This is a genomic window from Saccharothrix sp. AJ9571 (assembly GCF_021725495.1).
Lineage (GTDB): Bacteria > Actinomycetota > Actinomycetes > Mycobacteriales > Pseudonocardiaceae > Amycolatopsis > Amycolatopsis magusensis.
The window spans coordinates 6,814,125-6,826,051 of record NZ_CP091382.1; the positions used below are offsets into that span (position 1 = coordinate 6,814,125).

General features: G+C 69.0%; 8 protein-coding genes. 3 read left to right on the forward strand and 5 right to left on the reverse strand.

Features of this window, described 5'->3' with window-relative positions:
* Positions 1 to 126 precede the first annotated feature (126 nt).
* Together L3Q67_RS31630 and L3Q67_RS31635 are read right to left on the reverse strand one after the other, a co-directional pair.
* Complete coding sequence (locus tag L3Q67_RS31630; RefSeq protein WP_499185089.1) at positions 127 to 3,207, reverse strand: AfsR/SARP family transcriptional regulator; 3,081 nt, start codon at positions 3,205 to 3,207, stop codon at positions 127 to 129.
* A gap of 181 nt (positions 3,208 to 3,388) precedes the next feature.
* Complete coding sequence (locus tag L3Q67_RS31635) at positions 3,389 to 4,141, reverse strand: thioesterase II family protein (RefSeq protein ID WP_499185090.1); 753 nt, start codon at positions 4,139 to 4,141, stop codon at positions 3,389 to 3,391.
* A gap of 559 nt (positions 4,142 to 4,700) precedes the next feature.
* Between L3Q67_RS31635 and L3Q67_RS31640 the strand changes: the two genes are divergently transcribed.
* Positions 4,701 to 5,933 carry a class I SAM-dependent methyltransferase gene (locus L3Q67_RS31640; RefSeq protein ID WP_499185091.1) on the forward strand — a complete coding sequence of 411 codons (1,233 nt, stop codon included), beginning with the start codon at positions 4,701 to 4,703 and terminating at the stop codon, positions 5,931 to 5,933.
* Between the two features lie 18 nt (positions 5,934 to 5,951).
* Here the strand turns inward: L3Q67_RS31640 and L3Q67_RS31645 are convergent, their stop codons facing one another.
* Entirely contained in the window at positions 5,952 to 6,959 is a 1,008-nt protein-coding gene (locus L3Q67_RS31645; RefSeq protein WP_499185092.1) for an aldo-keto reductase family protein, read from the reverse strand.
* 290 nt (positions 6,960 to 7,249) lie between these two features.
* On the opposite strand from L3Q67_RS31645, the gene L3Q67_RS31650 reads away from it, so the two are divergent.
* Positions 7,250 to 7,480 carry a TylF/MycF/NovP-related O-methyltransferase gene (locus tag L3Q67_RS31650; RefSeq protein WP_499185093.1) on the forward strand — a complete coding sequence of 77 codons (231 nt, stop codon included), beginning with the start codon at positions 7,250 to 7,252 and terminating at the stop codon, positions 7,478 to 7,480.
* Positions 7,481 to 7,644: 164 nt separating this feature from the next.
* Positions 7,645 to 8,883 (forward strand): glycosyltransferase family protein, encoded by a 1,239-nt coding sequence (locus tag L3Q67_RS31655; protein WP_499185094.1) that lies wholly within the window; start codon positions 7,645 to 7,647, stop codon positions 8,881 to 8,883.
* A 35-nt stretch (positions 8,884 to 8,918) separates the two neighbouring features.
* Here L3Q67_RS31655 and L3Q67_RS31660 read toward each other — a convergent pair whose 3' ends face one another.
* On the reverse strand, positions 8,919 to 9,689 hold the full coding sequence (locus L3Q67_RS31660; protein WP_499185095.1) for an NAD-dependent epimerase/dehydratase family protein: 771 nt from the start codon (positions 9,687 to 9,689) through the stop codon (positions 8,919 to 8,921).
* Positions 9,690 to 9,875: 186 nt separating this feature from the next.
* Complete coding sequence (locus L3Q67_RS31665) at positions 9,876 to 11,309, reverse strand: NDP-hexose 2,3-dehydratase family protein (RefSeq protein ID WP_499185096.1); 1,434 nt, start codon at positions 11,307 to 11,309, stop codon at positions 9,876 to 9,878.
* Positions 11,310 to 11,927: the final 618 nt, after the last annotated feature.

The window sequence follows — 11,927 nt, forward strand, 5'->3', positions numbered from 1 at the left end:
CCGGTGAAAGGAAGGCACCCGGAATGTACGAGGTACTGATGTATCTGTCGGTCGTTTCGGCCCTCACTGCTCATGGGCCTGATGACCACCCCGGCTCAACCGCTCACGACGGTCCGTCCCGCGCCCTCAGCGGAGCGGCTGCGGCACGGCGTGGGGCGGGAGTTCCAAGAGGATCCGATTCGCCTCGCCTTCGTGGTAGCGGTAGCCGCTGTCGCGAGCGCCGGTGAGGGCGGAGGACGCGTGGCCGAACGCGTCCTCGTGGCGCGCGGCTTCGGTGTGTGCCCGGGCGAGCCCGAGGAGCGCTTCGAGCATGCCGTAGTGGTGCGCCGCGCTCTGGGTCGAGTGCTCCAGCGCGTTCTCGTGCGCGTGCACGGCTTCGTCGATCTCACCCATCCGGCGGCGGACGGTCCCGAGGACGTTCCAGGCGTTGGCCGTGGTGCGCGGATTGCCCAGTCGCACGGCGGACGCGAGGGCCCGTTCGCCGGTGGCGGCGGCGTCGGCGGAATCGCCTGCCTCCAGCAGTGCGATCGCGAGCAGGCCGAGACCTTCCGTACGGTGGTAGTGCGTTCCGGAGGCCTTCGCCCGGTACGACGCCTCACGGAGGTACTCGGCCGCGAGCCCGGGATTGCCCAGTGCCAGCTGGCAGCGCCCGATCAGGAGCAGGGTCTCCACCAGTTGGATCGTCGCCCCGGTCTGCTCGGCCAGTTCCCGCGCGGGCTCCAGGAGCGGCAGGACGGTGGCGAACTCGCCGCGCAGCACGTGCACGTAACCCAGTCCCAGCAGCGCGTTCAGGCGCACGGTCGGCACCCGCGGCCGGGTCTCGGCCAGCTCGATGACCTGACGAAAGCGTGCGTGCGCGGCGTCCAGTTCGCCGAGGTCGAGCCGGACGCTTCCGTCCAGGACCAGCACCATCGGCCACCCGGAGGTGCTCGTCTTGGCCTCGTCCAGCGCTTCGGCGAGGTAGCGCTGCGCCGCCGCCAGATCGCCGGTCACCTGGCATTCGCGGATCAGCGGGAGCAGCATGGCGACCTCGGCGGCGGCATCGCCCGCCCGGCGAGCGGCACGCAGGCCGGCCGCCGCCGTGGCCACCAGGTCGACGTGATGACCGGTGACGCTCAGGTAAGCGGCCAGCGTCTCGGCGAGCTGCCAGGCCACTTCGGCGGGGCCGTTCTCGGCGCAGTGCTCCACCATCGCCACCAGGTTGGCCCGCTCGGCATCGAGCCAGCGCAGCGCGTCCGCACGCCGCCGGGAAGTCGGTGCTCCCGGGGCGGCGGCCGGGCGTGGCCGGGTGAACAGGGGGAGTTCGCGGTAGAGCGTCCGGACCGCCCGGTCCGCGGTGCGCAGGTGCCAGCCGTACAACCGAGCCTGCGCCCGCGCCCGGAAGTCCGGATCGTCGCCGGGCTCCGCGCACCGAGCCGCGTAGTCCCTGAGCAGGTCATGCATCTGGTACCGGCCACCGGGCACGCGCTTCAGGAGGCTCGCCCCGGCCAGCTGTTCCAGGGTGCGCGCCGTGTCGGCGAGCGTGAAGTCGGCGAGGGTGGCGGCGACCTCGGCGGTGAAATCGGCGCCCGGCACCAGCGAGAGCAGCCGGAACATCGTCCGGGCTTCGGGTTCCAGCCCGGCGTAGGAAAGGTCGAACGCCCGGTCGACCGCGATGTCCTCGTCGTTCTCCACGGTCAGCGCCTGGGCCAGGAACCCGCCCGCGAAGGACCGGTTGTAGGCGCTGATGTCGGGCCGGGGCCGGCCCACCAGGTTGCCGCCCGCGATCCGCAGCGCCAGCGGCAGGTGACCGCAGAGATCGGCCAGCCGGGCGGCGGCTTCCGGCTGGTCCCGGATGGTCTGCTCGCCGAGGAGCGTGCCGAGCAGGGCCACCGAAGCCTTCGGATCGAGTACGTCGAGCCGGACCAGGTGGGCGCCGTCCAGTGCGACGAGGGGGCGGAGCTCGCGCCGGCTGGTGATCAGCACGGCACATCCCGGCTCGCCCGGGATCAACGGCCGGACCTGGTCGGCCGACGCGGCGTTGTCCAGGGTGACCAGAACCCGCTTACCGGCGAGCACTGCGCGGTATGCGGCGATCTGCTCCTCTTCTCCCACCGGGATCTTTTCGGCAGGCATGCCGAGCGCACGCAGCAGGCGGGCGAGCACGGTGGCGGTCGCGAGCGCCGGTTTGGCCGAGTAGCCGCGCAGATCGACGTAGAGCTGGCCGTCCGGAAAGCGGGAACGCAGCTTGTGCGCCGTCCGCACGGCCAGCGCGGTCTTGCCGACGCCGGGCGGGCCGGACACGGTGACCACCGGCACCGCCCTGTTCCCGCTGGTCTCCAGCAACTCGCTGATCTGCGAGATTTCGGCGGATCGCCCGACGAGACGGCCGAGGGCGTGGGGCAGCTGGGACACGGCCGGGGCGGGTTCGGGACGCCGGGGGATCGGAATGGCTCCCGCCGCCGGCGCCGTGAGGTCCGGATCGCCGTTGAGGATGGCGTGGAACAGCTCCTGCAGTTCCCGGCCCGGCTCGACCCCCAGCTTCTCGGCGAGCGCGTCGGCGATCGTGCGGTACGCGGAGAGCGCCTCCGCTTGCCGGTTGGCGCGGTGCAGGGCGAGCATGAGCTGGTGCCAGAACTGTTCGCGCAACGGGTATTCGGAGGTCAGCGTGCGGAGATGGCTGATCACCTCGTGGTGCTCGCCCAAGCGCAGTTTCGCGTCGATCCGCTCACGCTCGGCCCGGAGCCGGATCTCCACCAGTTGCGGGATCTCCGACCGGCGCAGGGCATCCGAGGGCACGTCCAACAGGGGCTCGGCCCGCCACAGCGCCAGGGCCTCGTCCCACAGCCGGACGGCGCGTTCGAGTTCGCCGGACGCCGCTTTCCGCCCGGCGCGGCCGGTGAGGTCGCGGAAGCGGTGCAGGTCCAGCGCCTGGTCCGGGACCTCCAGCAGGTACCCGGTCGGCGTGGTCCGGATGATCTCGGGACGCCCGAGCAGGCGGCGCAGCCGCATGATGTAGACGCGCAACGCGGTCGTCGGCTGGGCGGGCGTGCCGCCATCCCACACCACTTCGGTGAGTTCGCCCAGGGTCACGACCCGGTTCGTGCGCAGCAGCAACAGCGCCGCGAGCACGACCCGCTGCTTCGGCGCGTTGACCGGCACCGGCGCACCTTGGGCACGCAACTCCAGCGGCCCCAGTACGCCGAACTCGAAAGGTGGGTGAATCACCGACGCCCCCTAGCGGTTTGGCTAGAGAAACTCTAGAACAAAACGCACCCGGCCTGCGTGTGAACTAAACAAGGTCGTGATTTTCCGACAATCAGCTGCCGGAAAGAAGAGGGGCCGGGTACAATCCGGACGTCCAGCGGGAGCGCTGTGCAACTGCTCGATTTCCGCGGTTGCACAGCGACTAGCCGCCCGCCACCCGGTCCCGGATGAGCGCGTTGATCTCCTGTTGGTGGTGTGCCAGGAAGAAGTGGCCGCCGGTGAACACCCGGAGGTCGAAGCCGCCGGTCGTGTGTTCCTGCCAGGCCCGTGCCTCGTCCACGGTGGTCTTCGGATCGTCGTCGCCCACCAGGACGTCGATCGGGCAGTTCACCACCGAATCCGGCTGCGCCCGGTAGGTCTCGATCGCCCGGTAGTCGCCCCGGATGGCCGGCATGATCATCCGGAGGACCTCGTCGTCGCCGAGGAGGCGGGCGTCGGTCCCGCTCATCAGCTTCATCTCGGCCAGAACGCCCTCGTCGTCACGCTGGTGCACGGTTTCGTCCCGGTGGGTCGACGGCGCCCGCCGACCGGAGGCGAACAGGCGCACCGGCCGGGGGCCGGCTTCGCGTTCCAGGCGCAGGGCCACCTCGAACGCGAGGATCGCGCCCATGCTGTGCCCGAAGAAGGCCACCGGTCGGTCCAGCCAGGGACGCAGGACACCGGTCAGCTCGTCGGCCAGTTCGGCGATGTCGTCGATCAAGGGTTCGTGCCGCCGGTCCTGGCGGCCGGGGTATTGGAGGTTCAGCACGTCCAGGCTGCCCGACAGCGCCTGCGACACCGGGAAGTAGAAGCTGGCCGAACCACCGGCGTGGGGGAAGCAGACCAGTCGCGCGGGCGCGTCCGGAGCCGGGTGGAAACGCCGGATCCAGGAACTGCTCTCGGTGATTCTTGACATCTGGGACGGGATCCTCTCCGGCCGGGTTTGCGGCGCGTCGGCCACGTTAACCAGATCCGCGGGCACGGCCAACCCGATCAAAAGGCGAACCGCCCGTCGCGGTGGTGCTCCAGCGCACCACCAGCCGGCGGCTCCCGGTCCACAGTGGAAGCCGAGGCGGCCGACGAGCTGGCGTGCACGGCGGCACCCGTGCCCGCCGGCCGCCGCCGAGCTCGCGGGCCAGTCCGACGGCTTCCGCGTTCTCCCCGTACCGCGTATTCTCGCCAATACTCCGGTAACCCGTCGGCTCTGGCCCCGATTAGTACATTGTGGACGAATAATTCGTCCGGCATCGAGGGAGTTCGAGTGCGGATTCTGATCGCGCTGTACCCCGCTCCCGCGTGGGTCGGAGCACCACCGGCCGCACGGTCGCGTCGTACGGCGAGGCGGTTCCTTCCGGCCGCCGGCCGAGCGGTGCTGGAGCACGGCGTTCCGACCCCGCGGAGGTCGTCCCGGCCGTGGAACGACTGACCGAGTGCTATCGAGGGCGCTGAGCTCAACTCACGAATCTGGAGTCCTGGTGGAAATCAATGGATGCCGCATCTGCGGGAACCGCGAACTCGTTTCCGTGCTCGAGCTGGGTGAGCAGGCGCTTACCGGAGTTTTCCCGCGCAGTCGGGACGAGGTGGTGCCCTCGTTCCCGCTCGAACTCGTGCGGTGCTCGCCGCCCGGGTGCGGGCTGGTGCAGCTGCGCCATGAGCCGCCGCTCGAGCTGATGTACCACGACGGTTACGGCTACCGGTCGGGGATCCGCCCGTTCATGGTGCGGCACCTGGCGCGCAAGGTGGAGACGGTGACCGGCATCGTGGAGCTCGGACCGCGAGACGTGGTGGTCGACATCGGCAGCAACGACTCGACGCTGTTGCGCGCGTATCCGCCGGACGGGCCGCTGCTGGTCGGGTTCGACCCGGTCGGCGAGAAGTTCCGGGAGTACTACCCACCCAAGGTCGAGCTGGTCGCCGACTTCTTCTCCAGGGAAGCGTTCGAGCAGCGACTCGGCGACCGCCGGGCGAAGGTGGTCACCTCGGTCGCCATGTTCTACGACCTGCCGGATCCCATGCGGTTCATGCGGGAGGTGCGGGACATCCTCGCCGATGACGGCGTCTGGCTGCTGGAGATGAGCTACCTGTCGTCGATGCTGAGCAGCGGCGCCTACGACATCGTGTGTCACGAGCACCTCGAATACTACGCGCTGCGCCAGATCGAGTGGATGGCCGAGCGGACCGGGCTGCGGGTCATCTCGGCCGAGGTCACCGACGTCTACGGTGGCAGCCTCTGCGTGGTGCTGGCCAAGGACACCGGTCCGCACCGCCCGGACGAAGCCGCGCTGGCGGGGTTCCGCGCCAAGGAGGCGGCCGCGGGCCTGGCTTCGTCGGAACCGTTCGAGGAATTCGCGCGGCGTGCGCGGCGACAGCGCGAGCAGCTGTGCGAGTTCCTCGACCTGTCGGCCGCCGAGGGCAGGCTGACCCTGGGCTACGGTGCGTCGACCAAGGGGAACGTCATCCTGCAGTACTGCGGGCTCACCGAGGAACACCTGCCCTGCATCGGGGAGGTCAGCCCGGAGAAGACCGGTACCTTCACCCCCGGTACGGGCATTCCGATCGTCTCGGAGGAGGAGGCGCGCTCGCGCCGTCCCGACCAGCTCCTGGTGCTGCCGTGGATCTACCGGGACGGGTTCGTCGAACGGGAACGCGAGTTCCTGGCAGGCGGTGGCAGGCTGGTCTTCCCGCTGCCGGACCTCGAAGTGGTCTGAGCAGCCGGCGGCGCCGGGTCAGCCCGACCAGGCCTCGGGCGCCGGACCGCCGCGGCCCACCGGCGGGAAGATGGCGTCGAGCTCGGCCAGTTCCTCCTCGCCGAGCACGGTCGCGGCCGCTCGCAGCGCCGAGTCGACGTGCTCCGGGGTGCGCGGCCCGATGACGGCTCCGCTGATGCCCGGCCGGGAAAGTACCCAGGACAGGCCGACTTCCGCGGGCGGAACGCCTATCCTCCGGCAGAACTCCTCGTACGCGCCGACGGAGGACCGGAGGTCGGGCAGCGATCTCTGCGCCCTGCCCTGTGCCGATTTCACCGCGGTGCCTGCCTCGATCTTCTCCAGCGCGCCGCTGAGGAGGCCGCCGTGCAGCGGTGACCACGCCAGTACCGCGGCTCCGTAGGCCTGTGCGGCGGGCAGCACCTCGAGTTCGGCGTGCCGGACCGCCAGGTTGTACAGGCACTGCTGCGAAACCAGGCCCAGCGCGTTCCGGCGCAGCGCGTGCTCCTGGCAGGCGGCGAGGTGCCAGCCGGCGAAGTTGGAACAGCCGACGTAGCACACCTTCCCGCTGGAGATCAGCAGGTCCATGGCCTGCCACACCTCGTCCCACGCGGCCGCGCGGTCGATGTGGTGCATCTGGTAGAGGTCGATGCAATCGACCTTCAGCCGGCGCAGCGAGGCTTCGCACGCCGCGACTATGTGCCGGGCGGACAGGCCGCGGTCGTTGGGCCCGTCGCTCATCGGCTCACCGACCTTCGTGGCGATCACCGTCTCCTCGCGACGTCCGCCGCCCTGCGCCAGCCAGGCCCCGACGAGTTCTTCGGTGTGTCCCTTGTGGATCCGCCAGCCGTAGATGTCGGCGGTGTCGACGCAGTTGATCCCCCGATCGCGGCAGTGGTCCAGCAGGCGCATCGCGTCGGCGTCCGCCACGCGCCCGCTGAAGTTCACCGTGCCCAGCCAAAGCCTTCCAGTGCGCAGCGCGGACCGGCCGAGCTTCACCTGGGGTGCTTGATCGGGCAATGCGGTCATTTTCGCGGTCTCCCGTTCGGCCGGGTCGTGGTGCACTCACCCAATCTCGTTGAAGACGGGCCCGGTTGTGACAATGCGACGGGCACTCGGCACCTGGCCGAAGAACGAGGAAGCTGAGCGGTATGCCGTTGGAGTTCGGTATCCACCATTTCGGGCAGAGCTTACCCACCGGACCGGCCCCTGGTAAAGGCAGGCTGTTCGGGCGTTCCCACACCCGGGCACCGGCGGTATCGTGCACGCCATCGGGTTCGCGATCGTTGCGGTCGAGCTGTCGGAAGAAGGGGGCGGAGATGGAATCGAGCGGTCAGCTGTACCCCGGCCTCCTGGAGCAGGTGGTCACCAACACGGTCTACGGCGACGACCCGATACCGAAAACCTGGCTCCCCAAGCTCTCCACCGGTGGATTAGTCATCATCGGCGACTACTACATCCCGGCCTGCCGGAAGGCGGTCGAGGAATTCCGCGAAACCGAACGAATCGACGACCCGCTGGAAGCGATCGACGAACACAGCGTTTTCTGACGACGCAGCGCGTGGTCGTCATTTTGGTGCTTCCGGTTCCGCAGTGGGCGTTCCTGTCCCTTGCCGTACAAGTGTTCATTTCAAGCGGTTGAACGGTAGAATTCGAGCCTGCCGCGGTGTCGATCACTGAGGATGCGCGGCATCACACGAAACGGAGAAAGCGCATGCGCGTGTTGTTCGTGGTGTCCTCGTGGCCGGGGCACTACTTCCCGATGGTCCCGCTCGGCTGGGCGCTGCGCGCGGCCGGGCACGACGTGCAGGTGCTGTGCAGCGGGACCGATGTGGACCCGCTGACCCGGGCGGGGATGACCCCGGTGCCGGTGTTCGTGTCCACGGCGCTGATGCGCGGCGCACGGCTGGTCAACCTGCTCCTGGCGATGCACGGCGCCTGGCCCTATCCGGATCCGCCGCTGCACCCGGACACCGCGGAACCGGTGGACTTCGAGACGTTCGACTTCGCCGCCTGGTACGAGAAATTCTCGCCCGAAATGCTGGAGAACGCCACCCACAACACCGACGCCGCCGTGGCGTATGCGCGCTCGTGGAGGCCGGACCTGGTGGTGCACGACATCGCGAGCCTGGAAGGGTCACTCGCCGCGAAGGTCACCGGCGTGCCGGACGTGCTGCAGCTGTGGGGACCGTGGAGCACGGGAGACCAGTACAACCCGGTCAGCGGGAACCCGGGGAAACCCGAGAAGCCGACGCTGGACTTCAGCGCGGCCTTCGAGCGCTACGGCGTCGGCGAGCTGAGCTCCCACGGCGTCGACTACGTGCTGGACCCGTGTCCGGAGGCCATCCGCCCGCTCAGCGAGGCGAAGCGGATGCCCAGCCGGTTCATTCCCTACAACGGTCCGGGCGCGGTGCCGCTGGACCTTCCCGAGCGCACTGACCGCCCGCGTGTGTGCGTGGTGTGGGGACGTTCGGCCTCGCAGATCTTCGGTCCCTCGGTGAACAAGATGTCGCAGGTCGTGGCAGCGGCGACCGCGCTGGGAGCCGAGGTGCTGCTGTTGGCCACCCCCAGCGATGCCGCCGAGGCCGGCCCGCTGCCGGACACCGTGCACGTGCGGGAAAACCTGCCGCTGAGCCTGGTGCTCCTCGGCTGTGACGCGGTGGTGCACTACGGCGGCGGAGGGGTGACGATGACCTCGGTGGTCTCCGGCGTGCCGCAGCTCCTGCTGCCCTGCGGCTTCGACCAGTCGACCGTGGCGAGCCGGATCGCCGATTCCGGGGCGGGCCTGGAGATCCCCAACCACGAGGCCGATGTCGACCGGATCAAATCGGCGTTGAGCAGGCTGCTCGGCGAGTCGTCGTTCACCACGTCGGCTCGCGAGCTCGCGGAGTCGGCCAACGCGCTGCAACCACCGTCCGATGTGGTCGGTGAGCTGCGGGATCTGGTGAGTTGAAGCGGAACCCGGCCCGGGTGCCCGGCACCTCGGATTCAGACGTTGAGCGCGCGGGCGTCCTGCACGAACGAGCTCAAGTAGCGGTCCAGCAGCTCGTCGAGGTAGCCGGGGCCGAAGTCGTGCGCGGCGAACTCCGGCACCAGGCGGCGCAGCTTCTCCGTGCTGACCACGGTCCGCCCCGGCTGGCCCGCGACGACGCGCCGCTCCGCCCGGATGCCCAACTTGGCCTCCAGCGCGTCGACGATGTCCTGCACCAGGATCGGCGCCCCCGAGGCGATGTTCACCACTTCGTTGCCCACCTCCCGCCGTAGCAACGCGTCCAGCGTGGGCGCGACGTGCCGCACATCCAGCAGGTCCCGGTACACGTCGGGCTGCACCGTGACCACACCGGAGAGGACGCTTCGGGTGAGCGCGGGCAGCAGCTGGTTCGGCTGCTGCCCGGGTCCGATGACGTGGGTCAACCGGATGATCAGATGCGGCGTTCCGGAGAGGGCGCACACCCGTTCCAGCGCCAGCTTGTGCCGTCCGTAGGCGGTGCGCGGGAACACCGGCCCGTCCTCGGTTCCGGGCGAGCCCTTCGCACCGTAGATGCCGGCTGAGGCGGTGGAGAGGAACACCACCGTGCGCCTCGTGAGACGGCAGCGGCGCAGCACATCGGTGACCAGTTCGTTCTCACGATCGAAGGCGGCGAGGTCGGTGCTGGTGGCGCTGGACACCCCGGCGGCGATCACCGTGACGTCCGGGTGCGTGTCGTGGAAGTGCGCGGACAGGTGCCGCGCCAGGAAGCCGTTGCCTATGATCTCCATCCGGCTCCCGTCCTGGCAGGGCGCACGATTCGGGCTTCGCCGCGGTGTGGCTGGTGCGATCCGCGCCTTCTTGGTGGGAGCCCTTCGTGGGCACCCAGATCTCCTTGTACTGCACGGAGAGCGCCGCGTCCACTCATCGGGCAGCGCGTGCGGCACCAGGCATGGCCGAGCAGGAGCGCACCGTACTCATGACAACCCCCGCAGGCAGGCGATCAGGCTGCGGGCCTGCACGTTGACGTAGTTGCGGTGCTGGAGGAGTTCGATGAGCTGATACAAGGCCAGCCACCGGTAATCCGGCAGGTCGGCCTCCAGTGCGTCCGGTGCGACCTCGATGATCTGGTACCGGTTGCGGGCCTGGTAGAACCGGCCGCCTTCCTCGGAGAGCTCGGTGTCGAACAGCACCTGCTCCGGTGCGCGGTCGAGCACCACATCCAGGAACGGCGGGCGGTAATCCACCTCCAGTCGTTCGTAGTTCTCCGGGGTGCACTGCACTGTCGGCGCGAGTTCCACGACGTCGAAGTACCCCGGTTCGACCCGAGCGTTGATCAGCGCGTGCAGCACGCCGTCGACCCGCTTCACCAGCAGCGCGACTATGCCGGTGCCGTGCGGCCGCAGCAGTGGCTGGGTCCAGCGGCCGACCTCGCGGCTGTTGCCGCGCACATCGACAGCGATGATGCTGAAGAAGTTGTGCTGCTCCTGGTGGATTTCCTCCGGCGCGCACCGCCACCGGTGCACCTCGTTGAGCGGCATCAGCTCGGCGCGCACCAGGTGCTCGGACTGCTGCGCGACGATCCAGCTCCGCACCTCCAAGGTGGTGTGCAAGCTGCCGGGGAGCGGATCGCAGGACCGGGCCAGTGCGGCGGCCAGCTCCGAATCGTCCGATGCGGATCCCTCGAAACCGCCGGGGATGCAGGACAGCACCGTGCGTGCGTCCATGTTCACCAGGTTGTCTTCGGCCAGCAGCTCGTGCAGCTGGCCCAGGGTGACCCAGCGGAAGTCCTCGTGCTCGGGGACCGGTTCACGCACCTCCACTATCATGTTCCGATTCCGTTTGCGGTAGAACCAGGAACCCTGCTCGGATTGCAGCACGTCACAGAGCACGAGCCGTTCCTCGGCACGGCGGAAGTAATCGAGGTACGGCACCGGATTGCCCTTGTGCACACGGGTGTAGTTGCTGCGGGTCGCCTGCACGGTGGGGGAGAGTTGCACGCCGTTGACGTTGCCCGGTTCGGTCTTGGCCTGTATCAGGAAGTGCAGCACGTCGTCGATTTCCCGGGCCAGGATGCCCAGGATGCCGATCTCGGGCTGGTTGAGGATCGGCTGTGTCCAGGACGGCACCGGCCCGTAGTCGCTGTGCACCCGCAGTCCTTGCACGCTGAAGAACTTGCCGCTGTCGTGGGTGAGGTTTCCGGTGGTCTCGTCGAACTGCCACTTGTGCAGCTCGTCGAACGGGATCCGCTCGACGTGGTGCAACTGCGCGGCGTTGCGCTCGGCGATCCAGTCGCGCAGCTGCGGGGTCGGGATCAGCGCGTCCTGCACGGTGCGCGCCGAGCGCGCCAGCCGGTACGGCAACGTCGTGTCCGGCTTGCGCAGCAAGCCGGTTCCGAACGGGGGTGCCATGGGGGTCTCCTCACCACGGTGTGGATCTCCGCGTGCTGACCGTGCTGCGACAGGGCGGGTGATACCCCCGCTCGCTCCGGCGAAGATCGCTGAACCACGTTGTTTTCCGGTTCCAACGACCACTTCGTGCCAATCATTGCCTGCCGGATCGATTGTGGCAATACGCCGGGGAGCGGTGCGGCCCGGAGCCAGCTGCGGCTCTTCGGCACCACAAATTGGAGTGTTATCGGGGTGAAATCCGTCATTGCTAACCTGCTCGTCGAGCCGCGACGGCACGGCGGTGGCGAAGGTTCTGCCGCTGCTGCTGGTCCACCGGCTCCACGATGCGTGTGGTCGACGGCATGCACGGTCGGTGCCATCCGAAGCCGTTCAACTGGGCAAAATGAACATTTGAACAGGGTGGGTCCGGACGGGCGGACCCGGCCGGTGAGGTGCTCTCCGAGCAGCCCGGCGCCGGTCGCCAGGGCGGCGGGGATTTCCGTACTGGTCGAGGAAAGCGCTGACCTGGCCGAACTGATGGTCGTCGACCTGGCCGACGACCCATTCCTGCGGAAGAGCCAGTCCGGCCGCACCCGGCTGCGCTGGCGGAGAAGGGCCGGACCACCGCCTGGCTGCCGT

Bases quoted from the DNA above. Each gene is read 5' to 3' on its own strand.
- L3Q67_RS31635 (WP_499185090.1), bottom strand. From the start codon at position 4,141: ATGTCAAGAATCACCGAGAGCAGTTCCTGGATCCGGCGTTTCCACCCG.
- L3Q67_RS31645 (WP_499185092.1), bottom strand. From the start codon at position 6,959: ATGACCGCATTGCCCGATCAAGCACCCCAGGTGAAGCTCGGCCGGTCC.
- L3Q67_RS31650 (WP_499185093.1), top strand. From the start codon at position 7,250: ATGGAATCGAGCGGTCAGCTGTACCCCGGCCTCCTGGAGCAGGTGGTC.
- L3Q67_RS31655 (WP_499185094.1), top strand. From the start codon at position 7,645: ATGCGCGTGTTGTTCGTGGTGTCCTCGTGGCCGGGGCACTACTTCCCG.
- L3Q67_RS31660 (WP_499185095.1), bottom strand. From the start codon at position 9,689: ATGGAGATCATAGGCAACGGCTTCCTGGCGCGGCACCTGTCCGCGCAC.
- L3Q67_RS31665 (WP_499185096.1), bottom strand. From the start codon at position 11,309: ATGGCACCCCCGTTCGGAACCGGCTTGCTGCGCAAGCCGGACACGACG.